This is a genomic window from Gramella sp. Hel_I_59 (assembly GCF_006714895.1).
GTDB lineage: Bacteria > Bacteroidota > Bacteroidia > Flavobacteriales > Flavobacteriaceae > Christiangramia.
Genome location: NZ_VFME01000001.1, coordinates 459,922 through 483,747, shown reverse-complemented (window position 1 = coordinate 483,747; position 23,826 = coordinate 459,922). Strand labels below are relative to the sequence as shown.

Sequence of the window (23,826 nt, the reverse complement as noted above, 5' to 3'; positions counted from 1 at the left end):
AAAATCTAGTTCAAACTACGACAAGTTTTTGCTGTCGCCTGCCTGCGTTGCTTCATACTTCTTAGCAATAGCATCCACACAGTTGATTCCGTCGATGGCTGCGGAAATGATTCCGCCGGCATATCCAGCTCCTTCTCCACAGGGATAAAATCCTTTTACTTCTACATGTTCCAGTGTTTCTGGATCACGCGGAATTAGAATTGGCGAAGAAGTCCTACTTTCCGGAGCATGCAAAACGGCTTCGTTCGTATAATAACCTTTCAGCTTTTTTCCGAATTTCACAAAGGCTTTCCGTAGTCTTTTAGCAATTAGATCGGGCAACACTTTATTAAGATCAACGCTTACAATTCCCGGCTGATAAGAAGTTTTCGGGAAATCTAAAGACATTCTTCCTTCTACAAAATCCTTCATACGTTGCGCTGGAACCTGTTGAGTTTTGCCAGCCGCTTCCCAGCAATTTCTTTCTACCATCTTCTGAAAGTCAAGACAAACAAATGGATCATTTTCATTATAACCCGGCAGATCTGAAGGTTCTATACTTACCACAATTCCTGAGTTGGAATATGGATTATTTCGCTTGCTTGGACTCCAGCCATTGGTTACCACTTCTTCCTGTTCTGTAGCACACGGAGCAATAATACCTCCCGGACACATACAGAAAGAATACACCCCAAGTCCATCTACCTGTTCCACCAGACTGTATGAAGCTGGTGGTAAATAAGGATTTTCATCATCCCCGTGATACTGAATATGATCAATCAGTTTTTGCTGATGCTCAATTCGAACTCCCAGCGCGAAAGGCTTGGCTTCTATCATTATACTTCGTTCATGCAACAGGTAAAATATATCCCTGGCAGAATGTCCCGTTGCCAGAATCACCTCGTCAAAATGCAACCACTTCTCTTTATTGATTTCTATAGCAGTGATCTTATCACTCTCTAACTTTAGATCGGTTAGTTTAGAGTTGAAATGTACTTCTCCTCCAGCATCCACGATCGCTTCCCGCATAGCGGTGATGATCTTAGGTAATTTATTCGTTCCAATGTGTGGATGAGCATCCACAAGAATATCAGGATCTGCTCCAAATTCCACGAACCACTCCAGGGCTTTCAATACATTTCCTCGTTTCTTCGAGCGTGTATATAATTTCCCATCTGAGTACGTACCGGCGCCACCTTCTCCAAAACAGTAATTAGATTCCGGGTTTACAGTTTGCTCCTTATTAATCTTCGCAAGGTCATGTCTTCTGGCTCTTACATCTTTCCCGCGTTCAAAAACCACAGGTTTCAATCCCGCTTCCACTGCTCGTAATGCTGCATACAATCCTGCAGGACCAGCACCAATAATTGCTATTACCTTTGCTTCGGAAACATCCTGAAGGGACAAAGGTGATCTCGCACTTCTTTCTTCACCGTGTTTCCAGATCTCGATCTGTAGATTAAGTTTCACAGGTTTTTTACGGGCATCGATCGAACGCTTTCTAATTCTCCAGTCTCCGATATCATCCTTTCTGATGTTCGACTTTTTAATTGCCCTGTTCAGAAGCAGATGATGATCTTCAAGTTCCCGGGGTAAAGCTGTAATTTGAACCAGTGTGCTCATAGACCTCAAAGATAGTATGTATTTTTTCTAAAACTGAATTTAAGTAGTGATTGAAAGTCTCTCAGTTTCCCGCTATATTCAAGAATCATATATTTGTGGAAAAAAGAATGTCTTTAAAAGAGTTGCTTCAGGAAAATGGATACCATCGTATCAAATTAAAATACACCAAAACCAATCATTTCGAACTAAAAGCGAAGATCAATGATATTGAAGGTAATTTTATACTGGACACTGGCGCTTCCAGCACTTGTGTGGGTATAGATGCGATCGAACATTTTGATCTACTTTCAGAAGATAGTGATATTAAAGCGGCTGGTGCTGGAGCTACCAATATGTTAACCCAGGTTTCAGCAAAAAATATAGTACAGATAGGAGACTGGAAAAAGAAAAAGATCGACCTGGTACTTTTCGACCTTAAACACGTCAATGAGGCACTCGAAAATCATAAAGCTGAAAAGGTACAGGGAATCATAGGAGCCGACATTCTAAAAAAAGGCAAAGCTGTAATTGATTATAAAGGCAAGGCTCTTTTTTTAAAATAAGGGGAAAAACACCCTTTTTCTGAAAGTGATATCGTTCTATATTTGAAGTAATCTAACCAATAATCTTTACGTTATTAAACTTCGAATATCTTCACAACTGGTCTTTTACATTATGACAATTTTAGTTGTTGCCGTGCTGGGCTTGAATATATTCAGGTTGTTAGTTTTGTTCTAATTTCGTTAAAGTAAAAAGGGTACGCTAACGCGTACCCTTTTTTTATTTCTACAGGAGATTGATACTATAATTCCAGTGATCTCTTAATATCTCCGTCCATCAATAGTTCTTCAGGATTTTCCAGTGCTTCTTTAACAGCTACAAGGAATCCTACAGACTCTTTACCATCAATGATCCTGTGATCGTAAGACAATGCTACGTACATAATTGGTCTGATTTCCACATGACCATCTATTGCAACAGGTCTTTCTACAATATTGTGCATTCCAAGAATAGCAGATTGTGGTGGATTGATAATTGGAGTTGATAACATAGATCCAAATACTCCACCATTAGTGATGGTGAAAGTACCACCTGTCATTTCATCTACAGTAATCTTACCATCTCTGGCTTTGATCGCAAGTCTTTTCACTTCAGATTCTACCCCTCTGAAACTAAGATTTTCAGCATTTCTAATTACAGGAACTGTAAGTCCTTTAGGTCCAGAAACCGCAATACTAATATCTTTAAAATCGTAGCTTACCTGGTAATCTCCATCTATCATAGAGTTTACTGCTGGATATTCATCAAGCGCACGGATCACCGCCAGTGTAAAGAATGACATAAAGCCAAGACTCACACCATGCTTCTCCTTAAATTCTTCTTTATATTTCTTTCTTAGCGCAAAAATTGGAGACATGTCTACTTCGTTAAAAGTAGTCAGCATCGCTGTATCATTCTTCGCGCTTACCAGACGTTCCGCAAGTTTCCTACGGAACATTGACATTTTCTTACGCTCTTCTCCTCTGCTTCCCTTTCCAGGAGATCCCATAGAAGCTTTGGCTTCTACCGCGTCTTCCTTAGTTACGCGACCATCTCTTCCAGAACCTTTCACATCTTTACTATCAATCCCCTTTTCGTCGAGAATTTTCTTAGCTGCAGGTGAAGGAGTTCCAGTTGCATAGGTATCATCTTGCTTCTGGCTTGGAGTACTTGATTTTGAAGGTTCTTCAGTTTTAGCAGCTGCTTTATCACTGTCCTCTTTATCCTCTGTACTTTCCTGACGCTCTATTTCTTCAGCTTCAGCAGACTTGTCGTCTTTGCTTTCACTATCATCCGTGTCATCACTACCAGGCTTTGCAGCATCGGTATCGATAAGACAAACTACCTCTCCAACTTCTACCACATCTCCTTCTTCAGCTTTCAAAGTAATAATTCCGCTAGCTTCCGCAGGAAGTTCCAGCGTTGCTTTGTCACTATCCACTTCGGCTACTGCCTGATCTTTTTCAACGTAATCACCATCTTCGACTAACCACTGAGCTATTTCAACTTCAGTAATCGATTCGCCGGGTGAAGGAACTTTCATTTCTAAGGCCATGATTGTAATTTATTTTGGTTCCTGAAATCAGGAAATTGGTTCTTATTATTAATCTTCTTTTAAATCTTTGTCGAATACGCTGGCAATCACTTTTTCATGACGCTTCTTAAATCTTACCGAGCTACCTGCAGCAGGTGCACCATAGAATTTACGACTACATACTCTAAACTGTCTTGCTTCTTCGAAATGCAGCAACATATGTCCATATGCTCCCATGTTTCTAGGCTCTTCCTGTGCCCAAACCACATCTTCGGCATTCTTATACTTGCTCATCATTTCTTTCATGATGCTCACCGGTAGTGGGAATAACTGTTCGATTCTCACAAGGGCAACATCATCGCGATCATTCTCCTCCTTAAACTTCAGCAGGTCATAATAAAATTTACCCGTACAGAATACCAGGCTTTTTACTGAATCTGCTTTTGCATCTGGATCATCCAGAACTGGCTGGAACGAACCATTTGCAAATTCTTCTTTTGTAGAGATTACTTTAGAATGACGTAGTAAACTTTTTGGAGTGAAAATGATCAACGGTTTTCTGAATTTCGCCTTCATTTGCTTCCGAAGCATATGAAACATGTTCGCAGGAGTCGTAATATCTGCCACGTACATATTATCCTTTGCACAAAGCTGAAGGAATCTTTCCATTCTACCTGAAGAGTGCTCTGCTCCCTGACCTTCATAACCGTGAGGTAATAACATCACCAAACCATTCTGAAGTTTCCATTTATCTTCCGCAGCAGAAATATACTGATCGATCATGATCTGTGCACCATTCACGAAATCTCCAAATTGTGCTTCCCAGATTGTTAATGTTGTCGGGCTTGCCATGGCGTAACCATAATCAAAACCAACCACTCCGTATTCTGATAACAGGGAGTTATAGATAAAGAAATCTCCATCCCTGTCTTCTATATTATTATGAAGAATGATCTCTTCCTCACTATCTTCAACCTTCACTACCGCATGACGGTGTGAAAACGTACCACGTTCCACATCCTGCCCGGTAATTCTAATATTATAACCTTCGGTCATTAGAGAACCATAAGCCAAATGTTCGGCCATTGACCAGTCCAGCTTATTATCTTCAAAGTACATTTGCTTTCGTCCATCGATGATCTTCTTGATCTTTCTCATGAACTTCTTGCCTTCCGGTAATTCTGAAACTGCCGTGGCAACCTTGTCAAGTTTTTCAAGATCGAAGGTCGTATCGATTTCCTTCATCATCTCATCCTCCTGGACATTCTCGAAACCTTCCCATTCATCCTGCATAAATGGAGTGATGCGGGTAGTTTCTTCCTTTCTGGAATCTTCAAGTTTCTCTTCAAGAGAAGCTTTGTACTCTTCTTCTAACTTCTTAAGATAATTATCGTCGATTACACCACTTTCTTTCAGCTTTTCAGCATAAATATCTCTGGCGTTCTCGTGTTTTGATATTGCTTTATATAGTTTAGGCTGAGTAAAACGCGGTTCATCACCTTCATTATGACCGTATTTTCTGTAACCCAGTAAATCTATAAATACATCTCTTTTAAACTTCATTCTAAAGTCTAAAGCGAATAATATCGAGTGTACAACAGCCTCTGCATCATCTGCATTCACATGTAAAATGGGTGAAAGAGTTACTTTTCCCACATCTGTACAATACGTTGAACTTCTCGCATCGAGGTAATTTGTAGTAAATCCAATCTGGTTATTTACTACGATATGTATGGTTCCACCTGTCTGGTAACCTTCGAGGTTAGCCATCTGTACTAATTCGTACACAAGTCCCTGACCTGCTATTGCAGCATCACCATGAACCAGGATCGGTAAAATTTTGGAGTTATCTCCATTATATCTTCGATCCATTTTTGCTCTGGAAATTCCTTCTACCACTGCGCCAACGGTTTCCAGGTGAGAAGGGTTAGGAGCTATATTGATATTGATATCTTTTCCACTATCTGTAGTGCGACAGGATGTCCAGCCCAGGTGATATTTAACGTCGCCGTCGAATATGTCCTGTTCGTAATCCTTTCCATCAAACTCACTGAAGATATCTTTTGCGTTCTTTCCGAAGATATTAGTAAGGGTATTTAGACGACCACGGTGAGCCATTCCCATTACAAAATCTTCCACACCAAATTCTGCAGCTTTTTCGATAAGTGCATCTAATGCCGGAATCAGACTTTCTCCACCTTCCAGTGAAAATCGTTTCTGCCCAACATATTTAGTATGTAAAAAGGTTTCAAAAGAGACCGCTTCGTTGAGCTTCTTCAGGATCTGCTTCTTGCGAGTAGCGTCAAAATCGGGATGGTTATCGTTTACATTCAAACGATTCTGGATCCATTCAATCTCTTCAGGTTTTCGAATATACATATACTCGATCCCAATAGAATCACAATACACCAGTTCAAGATGTTTGATGATCTCTTCGAGGCTTGAAGGTCCAATCCCGAGAATATCCCCTGCATTAAAATTGGTCTGCAGATCTTTTTTCTCAAGTCCGAAATTCTCTATATTAAGAGTTGGAACGTATTTTCTACGTTCTCTTACAGGGTTTGTTTTGGTGAATAAATGCCCTCTGGTACGATAGCCGTCAATTAATCGAATTACCTGAAATTCTTTAACTACGTGTGTCGGTATCTCACCTTCTGAAAAATCTACAGGGGCTTCGTCCAATACATCTTCAGAAACGCCATCTTGTTGCATTCCGAAGTCGAATCCTTGAAAAAAAGCCCTCCAACTGGGCTCTACACTATCAGGATATTTTAAATATTGATCGTAAAGTTCTGCGAAGTATGCAGTATGAGCGGCATTTAGAAATGAAAATTTTTCCATAAAATTGAAACAACAGTTTCTTTTGTTCTTAAAAACATTAGCAAAAATACAATATTTAAAAAAAACAGCTTGCAGGCATTATGATAATTCTCTATGAGATTATAAGAATTTTAACACCCTCTGAAATTCAATAATTTGGGAAGTAGATTGCTAAGAAAAATGCAGGTAAATTACTTTATACCTGTCTCTCCATAAGCATTTTACCAAAACTCTTCAATGGTTTTTTCTTCTCTTCCGGCATATCTATCCTGTCCAGTACCTCGAAAGCCATGTCTGTATACTTCTCGATTTCCTTTCTGGTAAGTTCGGCTGCACCACTGCTTTCAAACAGGTTTTTGACTGCTTCGATCTTTCCAGTATTTTCCATAGGACTAATAGAATATAAGTGCTCCAGTTGCCTCGCTTCACCGGGACTTGCCAGCTCGAGACTTTTTAAATAGAGAAATGTCTTTTTGTTTTCTATGATGTCACCACCAGGTTGTTTTCCAAATGTGGCGGGATCCCCAAAAGCATCCAGGTAATCATCCTGAAGCTGAAAAGCAATACCAAGTAATCTTCCGTACTGATAGATCGCCGACTTGCATGCAGCCGGAGTTTCAGCTACAATAGCTCCCATTTGCAAGGAAGCACCAACCAGGACTGCAGTTTTGTATTCTATCATTAATAGGTAATCCTCGATACTCACGTTATCGCGGGTTTCAAAATCTATATCATACTGCTGACCTTCACAAACTTCAATAGCTGTTTTAGTAAATAGTTTTGATAGCTCTTTGAACACATCCCCTTCGTAGTTTTCGAATAACTGGTATGCATTAATAAGCATCGCATCTCCGGAAAGTATTCCGGTATTGATATCCCATTTTTCATGCACTGTTTTCTTACCTCTTCGAATCGGCGCATCGTCCATAATATCATCATGAACAAGAGAAAAATTATGAAAAACCTCTATTGCCAGGGCGGCATCTAGGGCTTTTTTATGGTTGCAGTCAAAAATTTCAGCTGCCATTAGAACAAGGACAGGTCTTAAACGTTTACCTCCCTGCTCTAAAATATAAACCATTGGTTCGTAAAGATTTACCGGTTCCTTGACCTGTATCTTTTGATGAAGATAATCGACGATGGCCTCTCGGTATTCCGCAATGGTAAGCATGTATTGAAATTTTTGCGCTAAAATACCATAATTGAGCCTATTTCAAATTTTAAGCGAATGTTAAATAAACGTAAACTGAAGAAACTTTTTTTGTTTCTAAAGTTTCCTAGACTTACTTTTGCACCAAATTTACATGAAGTGAGGGAGAAAATTTTAAATAGTGCCGCAGAGATGTTTCTATCCTATGGTTTCAAAAGTGTAACCATGGATGACATTGCGGAAAGTATCGGGATCTCTAAGAAAACTATTTACGCGCATTTTTCTACCAAGAACAAATTGGTAGCAGCAGCAGGTTTACAGGTGATCCAGACAATGGGTTGCGGGATTGGCGCAATTCAGGATAAAAATCAGAATCCGATCAAGGAAAATTACGAGATCAAACATTATATCGCGCAGAATTTGAAAGGAGAAAAGACCTCTCCTCATTTTCAGCTTCAAAAATATTATCCGAAAGTCTATGAGAGTCTTAAGGACAAGCAGTATGAACTTTTGGAAACCTGCATGCAGGATAACCTCAATCGCGGGATCGAAAGTGGTTATTACCGTAAGGACATTAACGTGGATTTTATAAGCCGTATACATTTTGTTGGGCTTATGGGAATTAAGGATACAGATCTATTCGCTCCTGAAAAGTATTCTCAGCCGGCTTTGATGGACCATTTCCTGGAATACCATCTGCGTGCAATATGTACCGCAAAAGGATTAAAAACTTTAGAAGATTTAATTGAGTTAGATGAAAAGTAGAATATCAATTTTAATTATGCTGGCCTTAAGCCTGCAAAGTTTCTCGCAGCAGGATACGATCCAGACCTATCAGTTTTCCCTTATGGAAGCGATAGAATTTGGACTGGAAAACAATTACCAGTCACAAATAGCACAAAAGGATGTGGAGATCGCTCTTCAGCAAAAATGGGAGATTATCGCCCAGGGTTTGCCGCAAATTAGTGCTGGAATAGATTACCAGAACTTCCTGAAACAACCGGTCACCTTGCTTCCAGCAAGTGCATTTGACAACACTCAAAGTACCGTGAACATTGTCGAACAATACTTCGATAATGTGAATAGAAACGAGGTGCCTGTAAATTCTCCGGAAGGATTTATACCGGTGCAGTTTGGAACTCAGCAAAGCGTAAATGCTACAGCAACCTGGAATCAGTTAATTTTCGATGGCTCTTATATAGTAGGAATTCAATCTGTAAAAACGCTGCTTCAAATTTCCAAAAATGCCAAGACCAAAACAAATCTTGAGATCAAGAAAGGTATTATCAATGCCTACGGAAATGTTTTACTGGCGGAAGAAAGTGTTGAAATCTTTGAGAAAAATCTCGGTAATGTTGAGAAGAACTTCAATGATACCCAGAAGATCTTTGAAAACGGTCTAACGGAACAGGAAGATGTGGAGCAATTGGAAATTACCAAGCTTAACCTTGAAAATGATCTCGCCAGAAGCCGAAGAATGCTGGATATCGCCTATGATATGCTAAACATAAGCCTTGGAATCCCGGTAGAGAAAAATGTAGTTGCCACCGATGATCTAAACGAACTGGCGCTTAAATATTTCGATCTTTCCTTATTATCTGAGACAATTCCGGTAGAAGAAAATATCGATTATCGTATCGCTAAGAATACGGCAGAAGCCGCAGATATACAGGTAAAACTTCAGCAGGCGAAAGCACTCCCTACCTTAAGCGCATTTGTGAATTATGGTTACCAGGGCTTTAGTAATGACTTTACTTTTTTAAATGGAAATCAGGAATATTTTGGACAGTCCATATTAGGAGTGAGTCTTAATATACCAATTTTCAGCAGCGGGATGCGAAGTGCCAAAACTCAGCAGCGAAAACTTGAGTATGAGCAGGCAATGCTTGATCTGGAACAAACCGAAAGCCAGGTAAAAAGTGATATTAACAGTGCTAAAAGTGAATACCAGTTTAGCCTTGATAATTACAAGAATGCTACTAAAAACCTCGAACTATCTGAAAGAATCGAAAACAAGAACCAGATCAAGTTCTTCGAAGGGATCGCCAGTAGTTTCGAGCTTAGTGAAGCGCAACGACAGTTATACACTGCACAGCAAAACTATTTACAAGCCATGTTACAGGTGATCACTGCTAAAGTGGAACTGGAAAACCTGTTAGACACCCGTACTTATACATCAGATAATTAGAAACAACTTCAGAAAATGAGAAAACTAGTATATATTTTATCGTTCAGTACTTTGCTAGCTGCCTGTGGTGGTGGTTCAGAAAAATCTACGGAAGAAATTCTGGAAAGCAATGACATAGAAACTATTCAGAAGAAAAGAGATGAGCTTACCGCTCAACAGTCTGAGCTGGAAACTGAAATTAAAAAACTTGATTCCAAGCTGAAGGAGATCAACCCGGAGAGAAATATTCCTCTGGTAACTTCCTTTGCTGTGGAAGCTGAACATTTCGATCATTTCCTTGAACTACAGGGAAGCGTGGAAACAAGAAAAAATGTCGTTCTAAACGCTGAAATGGGCGGAATTCTTCAGAAGATCTATGTAGAAGAAGGTCAGAAAGTTTCAAAAGGACAGACTCTAGCGAAGATCGATGATGGTGGATTGAGTCAGCAACTTGCACAAATGGAAATTCAGCTGGACCTGGCCAAGACTACTTTTGAAAGACAGAAGCGTCTCTGGGAGCAGCAAATTGGTAGCGAAATTGAATATTTACAGGCAAAATCCAATTATGAAGGACAGGTAAACGCTGTAAAGCAAATGAAGAGTCAGCTTTCAAAATCTGTTGTAAGCGCACCTTTTTCAGGAACCATTGATGAGATCATCACAGAGCAGGGAAATGTCGTTTCACCTGGTCAAACACAGATTCTCAGAATCGTAAATCTTGACGATATGTATATCAAGACTGATGTACCAGAAAATTATATCTCCAATGTAACCCAGGGAAAACCGGTAGAAGTAACCTTCCCGGTACTTGGCAAAACTGTGGACACTAAGGTAAAGCAAGTAGGTAGTTACATTAATCCCAACAACCGAACCTTTACTGCAGAGATCGATGTTCCAAATAAGGAGAAAGAGATAAAACCAAACCTTACAGCAAGAGTAAAGATCAACGATTACACCAGTGAAAACGCAATTCTGGTCCCACAAAACATTCTTTCTGAAAATGCTGATGGAGAACAGTACCTATATGTTTTAGATCAGGTTGAAGGCGAAAAAGCGGTGGCTAAGAGAGTAATCGTTAAGACCGGAAAATCTCAGGGAGATTCTATTGAAGTATTGGAAGGCCTGAAAGATGGTGACCTAATCATTGAGGATGGTGCTCGTAGTGTGAAAGAAGGACAAACCGTCAAAATCATGAATTACTAAGCAGTTATGGCGAAAGAAAAAAACAATCTGGACAAGGAGTTTGCGCTCTCGTCCTGGGCAATAAAGAATAAAACCACCATTTACGTGGCGATGGCTCTTATTCTGTTCTTCGGAATATCGGCTTATTTCAGCATGCCGCGGGAAAGTTTTCCTGAAGTAAAAGAAACGAAGATCTACGTTAGCTCGATATATCCCGGGAATACTGCGGAAGATATAGAGAAGTTGCTTACAAATCCTCTGGAAGACAAGTTGAAGACGGTAAGTAACGTAGTGGAAATTACCTCAACTTCACAGGAAGATTATTCCATGATCGTTATTGAATTTGACGAGGGAATTGCTGTGGAGCTTGCAAAGCAAAAGGTCAAAGATGAAATAGATTCTGAAACTTCAGGTGAAGACTGGCCAACTTTTAATGGTGCCAAAGTAGAACCCAATGTTTTTGAATTGAGTCTTTCAGAAGAAATTCCAATTCTGAATATTAATATTTCCGGAGATTACCCGGTAATGAAGCTGAAGGAGTTTGGAGAATACTTACAGGATGAGATCGAAAATCTACCTGAAATAAAGAAAGTAGATATTCGTGGAGCTCAGGATAAAGAAATTGAAGTAGCTGTGGATATCTATAAAATGATGGCGTCCTCCGTTAGTTTCAATGATATTACCAGTGCTATTTCGAACGGAAATATGACCATGAGTGCGGGTAATTATGTTACCAGCGGACAGCGAAGAACCATCAGAATCCTTGGTGAAATCGAAGAACCTTCAGAATTGAATAATTTCGTTGTTAAGTCTGAAGATGGTGATGATGTTTACCTGAAGGATATCGCTGATATTACTTTTCAGGAGAAAGAAAAGACCACCTACGCCCGTGAGTTTGGTGAGCAGGTGGTAATGCTGGATGTAAAGAAACGTTCAGGTAAAAATATGGTTGCTGCTGCAGAGCAGATCGAACTTATCGTTGAAAAAGCAAAAGCTGAAGTATTTCCAACTAACCTAAATGTAAGTATTACTAATGATCAATCTTCAAAGACCATTGGTCAGGTTGATGACCTGGTAAATAACATAATTTTCGGGATCATCCTGGTTGTGACGGTGCTAATGTTCTTCTTAGGATTTAAAAATGCACTCTTCGTTGGTTTTGCAATTCCAATGTCCATGTTCATGTCATTAATGATCCTGAACCAGTTAGGATACACCATGAATACAATGATCCTTTTTGGATTGATCATGGGACTTGGAATGCTGGTTGATAACGGAATTGTGGTAGTCGAGAATGTCTACCGACTTATGGACGAGGAAGGAATGAGCCGCGTGGATGCAGCGAAAGAAGGTATTGGTGAAATTGCATTTCCTATTATTATCTCTACAGCAACTACGGTTGCCGCCTTTATTCCGCTGGGATTATGGCCGGGACTAATGGGACAGTTCATGATCTATTTCCCCATAACACTATCGGTCGTACTGGGGTCTTCACTGGTCGTAGCAATATTTTTCAATTCGGTTCTGGTTTCTCAATTCATGAAAACAGAGGATAAAAATATGCCATTGAAAACCATTATTAGGGTTTCTTTAATCATTGCAGGAATTGGTCTGCTCATATTTTTATTTGGTGGAGAATATGCTGCGCTTGGTTCATTGATGATCTTTACAGCGATCATGGTATGGATCTACAGGTTATTTCTTCGAAGAATGGCGAATAAATTTCAGAAAAGTTCATTGGTAAAACTTGAGAACTGGTACGAAAGACGCCTAACCGCATCGTTTAAAAACAAACGCCCTTACTGGATCGTTGGAGCTACCTTTTTAATGTTGATCGTCGCTTTTGTAGGTTTTGGTGCTTCACTGGGATCTCAAAGAACCAAGGTTGAATTCTTTCCTGATAACAAACCGAACCAGATCATCGTATATATCGAATATCCTGAAGGTACCGATATTGAGAAGACCAATGCGATCACGAAGGAGATCGAAGAAAGGGTTTACAAAGTACTCAACAGTGATGAGTATATGGACGACGGTTATAACTTTATGGTCGAAAGTGCCGTTTCCCAGGTTGGTGAAGGTGCCGGGAATCCACAAACCGATGGTGGTTCTGCGGCTGAAATGCCACATAAAGGTAAGATCACAGCCTCTATGAGGGAGTACAAATACCGCCGCGGAAAGGACAGTGAGGTTTTGAGACAAAAGGTTCAGGAATCTCTGGACGGAGTTTACCCGGGAGTTTTGATTTCCGTAGAAAAAGATCAGAATGGTCCTCCTGCCGGTCCTCCTATTAATATTGAATTGGAAGGTGAAGATTATGATCAATTGATCGCGACTGCAGAGCAAATGCGTGAATATATAAACACTAAGAACATTCCTGCAATAGACGAGTTGAAGATCGATGTGAATAAAGACAAACCGTCGATGGTGGTAGAAGTTGACCGGGAAAAAGCTGGTGAATTAGGAGTAAGTGCCGGGCAGGTTGGACAACAACTTAGAAATTCCATCTTTGGAACAAAAGCTGGTGTGTACAAAGAAGGTGGCGAAGATTATGATATTTATGTAAGATTCGACGAGGATTCCAGATATGATAACAGCGCCTTGTTTAATCAAACAATCACTTTCAGAAATAATAAGGGTCAGTTAAGAGAAATACCCGTTTCAGCAGTAACTACGAAAAGTAATAAATCTGGGTTTAGTGCAATTAAGCACAGGGATACCAGGAGAGTTGTTACGATTTATTCTGTTTTATCTCCAGGGTATACAGATGCTGGTGCAGCCGTTGCGCAAATCCAGAATGAAATGCGGAATTTTGATGGCGTGCCAGATGAGATCAAGGTAGATTATACCGGGCAGATAGAAGAGCAAAATAAGCAACAGGCGTTTCTTGTAGGTGCATTCTTCAGCGGACTGGGACTCATATTCCTGATCCTGATCTTCCAGTTTAACTCTATCTCGAAACCATTGATCATTATGATCGCTATTTTCCTGAGTTTTATTGGAGTATTTGGAGGAATTGTCATTAGCGGTTCAGCCTTCGTGATCATGATGACGATGATGGGAATTATTTCTCTCGCGGGTATTGTGGTAAATAACGGGGTGGTACTGCTCGATTATGCACAGCTCTTGATTGACAGGAAGAAACTGCGTCTTGGAATACCAGAATCTGAATACCTTCCACAGGACGAACTCTTGAAAACGATCATTAGATCTGGAAAAGCACGTTTAAGACCAGTATTGCTTACTGCGATCACAACTATTCTTGGTTTGATTCCGCTGGCAATCGGACTAAACCTTGACTTTTTCAGTTTATTCAGTGAGTTTGACGCGAACATCTACTTTGGTGGAGATAACGTGATATTCTGGGGACCTCTGGCCTGGACAGTGATCTACGGTTTGATCGTAGCAACTTTCCTTACTTTAATCATTGTTCCATTATTGTTTTATATCGCGATAAGGATCAAAATGTGGGTTCATTCAAAAAGAACCTCTTCGGAAGAAGTTGAAAACTCAAACAGGATTGAAACTACGAACTAGGTAAGTTCAAATAAATACAAACAAAAAACCCGAAGCTTTTGCTTCGGGTTTTTTTATTCGTACTTAAAATTATTAGTCATTACTAACAAGAGAGCTTTCGCTTTTCCAGCTATTTACGCTAGCGATCACGCTATCTTTATAGTCCACTTCAGTAAGTTTATCTTCAGTCCAGAAGAACCATTTTCCATCTTTCTGGCCATTTTCGTAATTGGCGATGGCCGTCTTCTCACCGTCTTTGTTGTAAGAAATCCATTCTCCGTGGAGTCTGCCGTCCTTGTACGTACCTTCCTGTCTAATATTTCCATCTTCATAATAAAATGTTCCTTTAATTAATTCACCCTGCTTCTCAAAAGCGGGTTTTGGATCATTATCCTGCGCCATTGCAACGGTTCCTGTTGCCAGAACTGCTGCTACTAACATATTTTTCAAAGTCTTCATCTCTCTTGCGGTATTAACGTTTACATCACGAATATACGAAAAGTTTACCTTTTAGACTTGTTTTGGTAACGTTAAATTAACATTGGGATTTTATTCATCTGTTAAGCAGAGTTTTACACAAATAACCAAAGTTAATATCAGGCAACTTTAAATGAATTTTCATGTAGAAAAGATTCAGTAAAACTGTTTAACTTCTTACTTTTGTGCCCATTCAAAATTTAAAGAATTCATGTACAGAAGTCATACCTGCGGCGAACTAAATGCCGAACATATTGGAAATACAGTAACCCTTTCCGGATGGGTGCAAAAAGTCAGGAACAAAGGTTTTATGATTTGGGTGGATCTTCGTGATCGCTATGGTCTTACGCAATTGATTTTTGATGAAGAGCGTTCTTCTGAAGAACTAATGCAGAAAGCAGGTAATCTTGCTCGTGAATTCGTGATCCAGGTAACCGGGGAAGTGATCGAGCGTGAAGCAAAAAATCCTAACATTCCTACTGGGGAGATCGAATTACTAGTACAGGATTTCAAAATTTTGAATACTTCAAAAACACCACCTTTTACTATTGAAGATGAAACCGATGGTGGTGAAGATCTTAGAATGAAATATCGCTATCTGGATATTCGTAGAAAACCAGTTCAGAATAAATTAATGTTTCGACACCAGGTAGGAATGAAGGTAAGAAACTATCTTTCTAATGCTGGCTTTATTGAAGTAGAAACTCCATACCTTATTAAATCCACTCCTGAAGGTGCCCGTGACTTTGTAGTACCTAGCCGAATGAACGAAGGTCAGTTTTACGCACTTCCCCAATCACCGCAAACTTTTAAGCAGTTGCTTATGGTAGGCGGGATGGATAAGTATTTCCAGATCGTAAAATGTTTTCGTGATGAAGATCTAAGAGCAGATCGTCAACCTGAATTCACACAGATCGATTGCGAAATGGCTTTTGTGGAACAGGAAGATATCCTGAATATATTTGAAGGTTTGACCAGGCATTTGCTGAAGGAAATTCGCAATGTAGAAGTGAACGAATTCCCAAGAATGACTTATGCAGACGCTATGCGCAAATATGGGAATGACAAACCAGACATTCGTTTTGGGATGGAATTTGCCGAACTCGATGATGTAGCCAAGAATAAAGGGTTTAATGTTTTTGATCAACAGGAATTGGTTGTTGGGATAGCCGTTCCGGGCGCCGCTTCTTTTACGCGTAAAGAGATCGACAAACTTATATCATGGGTTAAAAGACCTCAAATTGGTGCCACTGGATTGGTTTGGGCAAAATATAATGAAGATGGAAGTTTAAAATCTTCAGTAGACAAATTTTACTCTCAGGAAGACTTGAAAGCCTGGGCGGAAGCTTCTTCAGCTAAACCTGGAGATCTCATACTCGTGATGGCTGGTGATGTTGATAAAACAAGAAGTCAGTTAAGTGCATTAAGAATGCATCTTGGTAATGAAATGGGACTTAGAAAATCTGATGAATTTGCACCTTTGTGGGTAGTAGATTTCCCTCTTCTTGAATGGGATGAGGATACTGAAAGATTCCACGCAATGCACCATCCATTTACGAGTCCGAAGAAAGAAGATTTCGCACTACTTGAAACAGATCCTGGGAAAGTTCGTGCAAACGCGTATGATCTTGTACTTAATGGAAATGAGATTGGCGGAGGTTCTATCAGGATACATGATAAAGAAACTCAGTCGCAAATGTTCAAATACCTTGGATTCACTCCGGAAGAAGCCGAAGAGCAATTTGGCTTTCTAATGGATGCTTTCCAATACGGAGCACCTCCACATGGTGGGATCGCTTTTGGATTCGACAGACTGGTAGCCATTCTTGGCGGACAGGAAAGTATTCGGGATTACATTGCATTTCCAAAGAATAACTCTGGAAGAGACGTGATGATCGATGCTCCAGCGAAACTCGATGAACAACAACTCACAGATTTACATCTTCAGTTGAAATCATAAATAATTAATCCCGCGTATTGCGGGATTTTTTATCTTCATCCGGTAATTAACTAGCGGTGGCAAATATTAGTAAAACCTTATTGCACAGATTCCTAACCTGGAAATCGAAGAATCTTTCTCATCGACAGTTCCTCATGTTCCTAAGCGCGGTCATTGGATTTGTTGCCGGGCTCTTTGCGGTGATGATCAAAAACCTCACGCACCTTATCCAGAGTTTGCTTGAAGGGGAATTTGTGGCCAATTACCATGATGCATTCTACTTCATATTTCCGGTGCTTGGTCTTTTGATCGTGTACCTCATCATTAAATTTGTATTGCGACAAAAGGTTGGGCATGGAATTCCAACTACTTTATACGCCATTTCTCGTAAGAAGGGCATAATGAAAAGATTCCAGATGTACGCGTCTCTAATTACCGCGCCTATTACGGTTGGTTTTGGAGGCTCGGTTGGACTGGAAGGCCCAACCGTGGCGACCGGTGCTTCTCTGGGCTCTAATATTTCGCGTATATTTTTGATGAATCAGGCATCCAGGACCTTACTTATTGGATGCGCCGCAGCAGGTGCAATGTCCAGTATCTTTAAAGCTCCAATTGCCGCGATCATTTTTGCCGTGGAAGTTTTCAGTCTTGATTTAACGCTGGCTTCCCTCCTGCCGCTGCTAATTGCTTCGGTATCTGCTATACTTACTTCCTATTTTTTCTTCGGAAGTCAGATTATTTTACCTTTCACTTTAGAGGATCAATTTACAATTTCTGAAGTGCCTTATTATTTGGTGCTGGGTGTCGTAGCAGCAGCATTTTCGGTATATTTTTCCCGTATCTATTTTGGTACTACCAAACTGCTCGCTAAAATAACCTCTCCTTTTGTCAGGCTCATTTTTGCCGGATTGGGACTGGGAGTTCTTATTTATTTTATACCTCCATTATATGGTGAAGGTTATAACGTGATCAACAACCTCTTGCAGGAAAATTATCTCGAAGCCCTGGGAACAAATTTATTCAACGCTTACCTTGAGAATATCTGGGTGGTCATTATTTTGCTTGCAGGTCTGGTCATCTTTAAGATCATCGCTTCAGCATTGACTTTTAGTGCCGGCGGTGTTGGAGGGATCTTTGCACCAGTAATGTTTATGGGTAGCGCTATGGGACACTGTTTCGCGTTAGTCGTGAACAATCTTGGTATTTTCAGGAATGAGATCTCAGTAAGTAATTTTACATTGGTAGGAATGGCCGGACTTATGGCCGGAGTGTTGCACGCACCACTAACCGCTATTTTCCTTATTGCTGAACTTACCCATGGGTACGAACTTTTTATTCCGCTTATGATCACTGCGGCTATTTCCTATTTGATCACAACTAAGTTTGAACCTCATTCTGTGTATACCATGGAGCTGGCAAGACGTGGTGACCTTTTAACGCATGACAAAGATCAGACGGTTTTGACACTTATGAACATTAGTCGCGTAGTAGAAAAGAATTTTATCGCCCTGGAAATTGATATGAACCTGGGAAATGTTATCCATGACGGAGTGATGAAATCCTCACGTAATATTTTCCCTGTTATTGATGAAAATCGGAATTTTATGGGTATCATATTACTAGATGATATACGATCTATCATGTTCAATGAAAAATTATATAATGAAGTCAAGGTGCAGGAGATCATGCAGCAGGCTCCGGAAATCATAGACATTGAAAATGACCGAATGAAGGAGATCATGCGAAAATTCCAGGAAAGTAATGCCTGGAACTTACCGGTTGTTCGTGAGGGAAAATATATCGGGTTTATCTCCAAATCAAAATTGTTAACTGCCTATAGGCAGAAATTAATTGAAGTTACTGTATAGTATGAAGATATTTATGAAATTATTGGTGATAGCTATTCTAATAGCAGTAGGTGTAGGATTCTATTTCAGGTTAAATGATGATACACTTACCGGCGACAGAATCATAGGAATTGCCGTACTGGCAAGTGCCTTTATTCTAATGCCAATTTTCCTTGTAGTAAGATGGCGAGGCAAGAAATTAGAAGACTATACCCTTTCTGAAAAGAACATGAAAAAAATGCGGGACAAGGGAATTGACCGACTTTAAAAGTTACAAAAATCCCAAAAAATTCTGATTTCCAGTAGATTCTAAAAATTTTACTGTTATGTTTGTTCTTTATTAATTATCATTATTATGCAAGGCACAGTAAAATTTTTCAATGAATCTAAAGGTTATGGGTTCATTACAAATGACGACACCAAAAGAGACATTTTCGTACACATTACCGGTTTGAATGGTGAAACTATTCAGGAAGGCGATCGAGTAGAATACGAAGAAACTGAAGGGAAAAAAGGAGTTAACGCAACAGATGTTCGCATCGTTGAGTAATTAGTTTTTCCAATCAAAAAAGTAAAAAGCCGCTGTAAAGCGGCTTTTGTTATTTAATGAGTTTGCTCTGTAGTTTGTCCTACCCCTTTTAGCATAGTTTTGGTCATTTTATCAAGATCGAATTCATGATCCCAACCCCAATCCTGTCTTGCCGATGAATCATCAATGCTTGATGGCCATGACGCGGCAATAGCCTGTCTGAAATCTGGATCGTAAGAAATTTTAAAATCCGGTAGATGCTTACTAATGTTTGCCGCTAATATTTCAGGCGTAAAACTTATCGCAGCAAGATTATAAGATGATCTTACTTTAATAGCTTCCGAAGGAGCTTGCATAATTTCCACTGTAGCTTTGATCGCATCATCCATATACATCATTGGTAATGCCGCATCTTTATCCAGGAAACTGGTGTATGCATTTTGCTTTAGGGCTTCATGGAAGATCTCGATCGCATAATCTGTAGTTCCGCCACCCGGAAGGGTTTTATAACTAATGATACCAGGATACCTGATGCTTCTAACATCCACACCAAATTTTTGATGATAGTACTCACACCAGCGTTCACCAGTTTGCTTGCTAATTCCATAAACCGTGGTAGGTTCCATTGCAGTAATCTGTGGGGTATTGTCCTTTGGAGTGGTTGGCCCAAATACAGCAATACTGGAAGGCCAGAAGATCTTATCGATCAAACCTTCCTTGGCAAAATCAAGAATATGGAAAAGTGAATTCATATTAAGATCCCAGGCCTTCTTAGGAGCTTTTTCTGCAGTAGCACTAAGCATCGCAGCCATCAGGTAAACTTCCTTAATATTATAGGTCTCTATGATCTGTCTTATATGAACCTCATCGGTAGCATTCAGGATCTCAAAAGGACCTGATTGCATTAACTCATCTACTCCTTCACGAATATCACTGGCAACCACCTGATCGTTCCCGTGAATCTCTCTCAATTTCAGCGTAAGTTCGGTTCCAATCTGTCCGCAAGCACCGATAATCAATATCTTTTCGGCCATAAATTAAATTTTGTGCAAATATATTTAATTATACAGAGGATTTCGCAATCTTAGCTTTTTCTTGACGCTATTCGCTATGGATTCTGTAATTGAAAATCGGTTACTTCATTCATAGAATTATGGATAACTTTGTTCATTCAATTATCACTTATGAAATTCCCTCTATTCGTTATAATATTTCTTTGTTTGATATCCTGCAAATCTGAGGCAGAAGATAGCCAGAATAGCAACGATACAAAAGACAGTATATCCTATGATAAGAAGATCGAAATAGATACTCGAGGTTTTGATCTTGAACCGGAAGCAAAGAAATATGCTTCCAACTGGCTGGAATTTATCACTGCTCAAAATGAAGTGAAGAAACTGGAAAATACTACGACTCGTAAGGTCATGAATAATGCTACGGCGATTTCCCAGATCATGAATTCACTTAGCATCTCCTTGCCCGATAGCCTTAGAGCGGTGCCTGTGGAAGCCAGACTGAATGTTTTAAAGACCAAAGCACACCTGTTGGAGCAGTATTCGAATAGACAACAGCCAGATGTAAAGGATATTGATCGTACAGCTAAAGAGATCTATCTGGAATTCAATAATCTTAAACTTCAGATGAATGAATTATTTCTGAAAACTCTTGAGGATTTTGAGAAAGAGCTGGATGAATTTGAAAGAATGGAAAGAGAAATGGATTCAACCGCTACTGAAGATACCGTGGAAAATGTAGTATCTTAAAACAAATATTCGACCAATGAAAAATTCAGCTTTAAAATTTCTATTCGTTTTCGCATTTCTCACCGTGTTGCCATTGCATGCACAGGTAAAGGATTCAGAAAAAAATAAGACAGCGATCAAAGAAAGAGTAAGTGAAACGCTGGACAGCTGGCATCTTGCGGCCGCCAATACTGAATTTGAAACATACTTTGGTCTAATGACTAATGATGCGATATTTGTTGGGACCGATGCTACTGAAAACTGGACTGCGGAAGAATTTAAAAAGTTCGCTAAACCATATTTTGATTCAGGGAAAGCATGGAGTTTTACTTCGATTGAAAGAAATATTTATGTGCACCAGAATTCTAAAATCGCCTGGTTTGATGAACTTCTAGAAACACAAATGGGGATTTGCAGGGGTTCTGGAATAGTTGCTAAAGAGGATGGCAAATGGAAGATTCATCATTACGTACTTTCCATCGCAGTGCCCAATGAAAATGTAGATGAACTTACCAGTTTAAAAGCCCAATTCGATAAAAATCTAATTTCAGAATTGAAAAACAAATAGTTCCATTCAGTTTAGATAAAAATCTACATCAAGCTTAATTATTAATTTTCAGCAGGTTGTTCTCAATTCGGCGAGGCTGAATTATGGATTATTTTGACCGTTTTGCTACATTAGCCGTATTATTTTATAATTCTTAACTAGAACAATGAAAAGAATAAACAGAATTTTGTTTTTATCTGTTTTCAGCGCAGGGATGTTTACCGCCTGTAATGATAACGAAAAAAGAACTGAGGAAAAAGATGATGAGATCCATGGTATCAATCTTGCCTACATGGATACTTCTACAACTGCAAAAGAAGATTTCTTTCGCTACGTAAACGGTCGCTGGCTGGATAGCACAGAGATTCCTGGAGACAGAACCCGCTGGGGAAGTTTCGATGAATTAAGACAAAGAACCGATGAGGATGCTCTTGGTCTTCTGGAAAAAACGGCTTCGAGCGATAGTCTTGATGCTTCAACAGACCAGGCAAAAGCTGTATATCTTTACAAAAGTATCATGGATACTGTTGCCAGAAATGAGCAGGGAATTGAGCCGGTAAAACCTTACCTGGCAAAGATCGATTCTATCCAGAATAAGGAAGATCTTCAGGATTTCTTAGTTGAAATGAGTGAATACGGAAGTGCCGGATTCTTCAGCTTCGGTGTTGGTGCAGACAGCAAAAATTCTGATATGAACGCTGCTTACCTGAACCCTTCTGGTCTGGGATTACCTGAAAGAGATTATTATCTTCAGAATGATTCAGATTCTAAGGAAACCCGAACAAAATACAAAGCTTACGTAGCAGATATGCTACAATATCTTGACTATTCAGAAGAAGAAGCGAAAAATGCTGCTGAAACGATCCTGAAATTTGAAACCAGACTTGCGGAGCCAAAACTGGATAAAGTAGAACGTCGTGATGCCAGAAATACCTATAACCCAATGACTGTCGCTGAGTTGCAAAAGATGACTCCGGCCATGAACTGGAAAGCTTATTTTGATGGTATTGGCGCAAAGGAGCTTGATACGATCATCGTTTCCCAGCCAAAATACATGAAAGCATTACAGCAGATCATTGCTGAAAATTCTGTAGAAGACTGGAAAACCTATTTGAAATGGGATCTTTTCAACGGAGCTGCAAGCGCACTTACTACAGATCTTGAAACCGAATCGTGGGAGTTTTACAGCAAAACACTTCAGGGAGCAAAAGAACAACGTCCTAGAAATGAAAGAGCTCTTAGTTCTATCAATGGGACTTTAGGTGAAGCTCTTGGAAAACTTTATGTTGAAGAACATTTCCCGGCTGAAGCAAAGAAAAAAGCTCAGGAAATGGTGGACAACATCCTGAAGGCTTATGAAAATAGAATCAACAATCTTAGCTGGATGAGCGAGGATACCAAAAAGAAAGCGCTTGAAAAACTTAGTACTTTCAACGTAAAAATTGGATATCCTGATGAGTGGAAAGATTACGCAGCTCTAGAAATCACCTCACCTGAAGAAGGAGGGTCTTATTTCCAGAACATGCTAAACGCTCAAAAATGGAGAGTTGCAGAGAACATGGCAGATCTAGGACAGCCAGTTGATAAGGGTGAATGGTTCATGTCTCCACAAACAGTGAATGCTTACTACAACCCACGTTATAACGAGATCGTATTCCCGGCGGCGATTCTACAGCCTCCATTCTACGATTATAAAGCAGATGCTGCGGTGAATTACGGCGGAATTGGTGCTGTAATTGGTCATGAGATTTCACACGGTTTTGATGATAGCGGTGCTAGATTTGATGCTGAAGGAAACCTTAACAACTGGTGGACTGAGAAAGATCTTGAAGAATTTGAAACTTTAGGAAATGACCTGGCGGAGCAGTACAGCGCTATTGAAGTACTGGATAGTGTTTATATCAATGGGAAATTCACCTTAGGTGAAAATATTGGTGATCTTGGAGGAGTGAATGCTGCTTATGATGGATTACAAATTCATCTGGAGAACAATGAAAACCCAGGTAAAATAGATGGATTTACTCCAGAACAAAGATTCTTCCTTTCCTGGGCAACCGTTTGGAGAACTAAAATGAGAGATGAAGCGATGAGAAACAGGATCAAAACCGACTCTCATTCTCCTGGAATGTACAGAGCTTATGTGCCACTTCAGAATATCGATGCATGGTATGATGCATTTACTATTGAAGAAGGTGATAAGATGTACGTAAAACCTGAAGATAGAGTGAGAATCTGGTAACAGCTTCTAAAATTTA

At 39.8% G+C, this 23,826-nt stretch carries 18 protein-coding genes; 12 read left to right on the top strand and 6 right to left on the bottom strand.

The window, feature by feature from the left end; translation table 11 throughout:
* Nucleotides 1-15 precede the first annotated feature (15 nt).
* Nucleotides 16-1,602, bottom strand: a complete 1,587-nt coding sequence (locus JM79_RS02240; protein ID WP_141876609.1) for an FAD-dependent protein — start codon at nucleotides 1,600-1,602, stop codon at nucleotides 16-18.
* Between the two features lie 107 nt (nucleotides 1,603-1,709).
* Between JM79_RS02240 and JM79_RS02235 the strand changes: the two genes are divergently transcribed.
* Complete coding sequence (locus JM79_RS02235; protein ID WP_141876608.1) at nucleotides 1,710-2,144, top strand: retropepsin-like aspartic protease; 435 nt, start codon at nucleotides 1,710-1,712, stop codon at nucleotides 2,142-2,144.
* 239 nt (nucleotides 2,145-2,383) lie between these two features.
* On the opposite strand, the gene odhB is transcribed toward JM79_RS02235, so the two are convergent.
* The 3 genes from odhB to JM79_RS02220 all read right to left on the bottom strand — a co-directional run bounded on the left by odhB (nucleotide 2,384) and on the right by JM79_RS02220 (nucleotide 7,646).
* Nucleotides 2,384-3,676 carry a 2-oxoglutarate dehydrogenase complex dihydrolipoyllysine-residue succinyltransferase gene (gene odhB / locus JM79_RS02230; RefSeq protein WP_141876607.1) on the bottom strand — a complete coding sequence of 431 codons (1,293 nt, stop codon included), beginning with the start codon at nucleotides 3,674-3,676 and terminating at the stop codon, nucleotides 2,384-2,386.
* Between the two features lie 48 nt (nucleotides 3,677-3,724).
* Nucleotides 3,725-6,496 carry a 2-oxoglutarate dehydrogenase E1 component gene (locus JM79_RS02225; protein ID WP_141876606.1) on the bottom strand — a complete coding sequence of 924 codons (2,772 nt, stop codon included), beginning with the start codon at nucleotides 6,494-6,496 and terminating at the stop codon, nucleotides 3,725-3,727.
* Between the two features lie 175 nt (nucleotides 6,497-6,671).
* The gene (locus JM79_RS02220) at nucleotides 6,672-7,646 is read right to left on the bottom strand and encodes a polyprenyl synthetase family protein (protein WP_141876605.1); all 975 of its coding nucleotides are present in this window, start codon (nucleotides 7,644-7,646) and stop codon (nucleotides 6,672-6,674) included.
* Nucleotides 7,647-7,703: 57 nt separating this feature from the next.
* On the opposite strand from JM79_RS02220, the gene JM79_RS02215 reads away from it, so the two are divergent.
* Genes JM79_RS02215 through JM79_RS02200 form a run of 4 tightly spaced genes read left to right on the top strand, consistent with a single transcriptional unit; the run spans nucleotide 7,704 to nucleotide 14,511 of the window.
* On the top strand, nucleotides 7,704-8,390 hold the full coding sequence (locus tag JM79_RS02215) for a TetR/AcrR family transcriptional regulator (RefSeq protein WP_347707195.1): 687 nt from the start codon (nucleotides 7,704-7,706) through the stop codon (nucleotides 8,388-8,390).
* Nucleotides 8,380-9,813 (top strand): TolC family protein, encoded by a 1,434-nt coding sequence (locus JM79_RS02210; protein ID WP_141876604.1) that lies wholly within the window; start codon nucleotides 8,380-8,382, stop codon nucleotides 9,811-9,813. Before JM79_RS02215 ends, JM79_RS02210 begins: the two co-directional genes overlap by 11 nt.
* Before the next feature lie 15 nt (nucleotides 9,814-9,828).
* Nucleotides 9,829-10,995, top strand: a complete 1,167-nt coding sequence (locus tag JM79_RS02205) for an efflux RND transporter periplasmic adaptor subunit (RefSeq protein ID WP_141876603.1) — start codon at nucleotides 9,829-9,831, stop codon at nucleotides 10,993-10,995.
* Nucleotides 10,996-11,001: 6 nt separating this feature from the next.
* The gene (locus JM79_RS02200) at nucleotides 11,002-14,511 is read left to right on the top strand and encodes an efflux RND transporter permease subunit (RefSeq protein WP_141876602.1); all 3,510 of its coding nucleotides are present in this window, start codon (nucleotides 11,002-11,004) and stop codon (nucleotides 14,509-14,511) included.
* 72 nt (nucleotides 14,512-14,583) lie between these two features.
* Here the strand turns inward: JM79_RS02200 and JM79_RS02195 are convergent, their stop codons facing one another.
* Nucleotides 14,584-14,931, bottom strand: a complete 348-nt coding sequence (locus JM79_RS02195) for a nicotinic acid mononucleotide adenyltransferase (protein ID WP_260443353.1) — start codon at nucleotides 14,929-14,931, stop codon at nucleotides 14,584-14,586.
* Between the two features lie 247 nt (nucleotides 14,932-15,178).
* Between JM79_RS02195 and aspS the strand changes: the two genes are divergently transcribed.
* From aspS to JM79_RS02175, 4 genes are all read left to right on the top strand, one after another.
* The gene (gene aspS, locus JM79_RS02190; RefSeq protein WP_141876600.1) at nucleotides 15,179-16,927 is read left to right on the top strand and encodes an aspartate--tRNA ligase; all 1,749 of its coding nucleotides are present in this window, start codon (nucleotides 15,179-15,181) and stop codon (nucleotides 16,925-16,927) included.
* A gap of 134 nt (nucleotides 16,928-17,061) precedes the next feature.
* The gene (locus tag JM79_RS02185; RefSeq protein WP_141879155.1) at nucleotides 17,062-18,774 is read left to right on the top strand and encodes a chloride channel protein; all 1,713 of its coding nucleotides are present in this window, start codon (nucleotides 17,062-17,064) and stop codon (nucleotides 18,772-18,774) included.
* A gap of 1 nt (nucleotide 18,775) precedes the next feature.
* A complete protein-coding gene (locus JM79_RS02180) occupies nucleotides 18,776-19,021 on the top strand; it encodes a hypothetical protein (protein ID WP_141876599.1) in 246 nt (81 codons plus the stop codon).
* Between the two features lie 87 nt (nucleotides 19,022-19,108).
* Nucleotides 19,109-19,303 (top strand): cold shock domain-containing protein, encoded by a 195-nt coding sequence (locus tag JM79_RS02175; protein ID WP_141876598.1) that lies wholly within the window; start codon nucleotides 19,109-19,111, stop codon nucleotides 19,301-19,303.
* A gap of 53 nt (nucleotides 19,304-19,356) precedes the next feature.
* Here JM79_RS02175 and JM79_RS02170 read toward each other — a convergent pair whose 3' ends face one another.
* The gene (locus tag JM79_RS02170) at nucleotides 19,357-20,316 is read right to left on the bottom strand and encodes an NAD-dependent epimerase/dehydratase family protein (protein WP_141876597.1); all 960 of its coding nucleotides are present in this window, start codon (nucleotides 20,314-20,316) and stop codon (nucleotides 19,357-19,359) included.
* A gap of 150 nt (nucleotides 20,317-20,466) precedes the next feature.
* On the opposite strand from JM79_RS02170, the gene JM79_RS02165 reads away from it, so the two are divergent.
* From JM79_RS02165 to JM79_RS02155, 3 genes are all read left to right on the top strand, one after another.
* The gene (locus JM79_RS02165) at nucleotides 20,467-21,045 is read left to right on the top strand and encodes a hypothetical protein (RefSeq protein WP_141876596.1); all 579 of its coding nucleotides are present in this window, start codon (nucleotides 20,467-20,469) and stop codon (nucleotides 21,043-21,045) included.
* A gap of 16 nt (nucleotides 21,046-21,061) precedes the next feature.
* Nucleotides 21,062-21,592 carry a nuclear transport factor 2 family protein gene (locus JM79_RS02160; RefSeq protein ID WP_141876595.1) on the top strand — a complete coding sequence of 177 codons (531 nt, stop codon included), beginning with the start codon at nucleotides 21,062-21,064 and terminating at the stop codon, nucleotides 21,590-21,592.
* A gap of 145 nt (nucleotides 21,593-21,737) precedes the next feature.
* Complete coding sequence (locus JM79_RS02155) at nucleotides 21,738-23,810, top strand: M13 family metallopeptidase (protein ID WP_141876594.1); 2,073 nt, start codon at nucleotides 21,738-21,740, stop codon at nucleotides 23,808-23,810.
* Nucleotides 23,811-23,826: the final 16 nt, after the last annotated feature.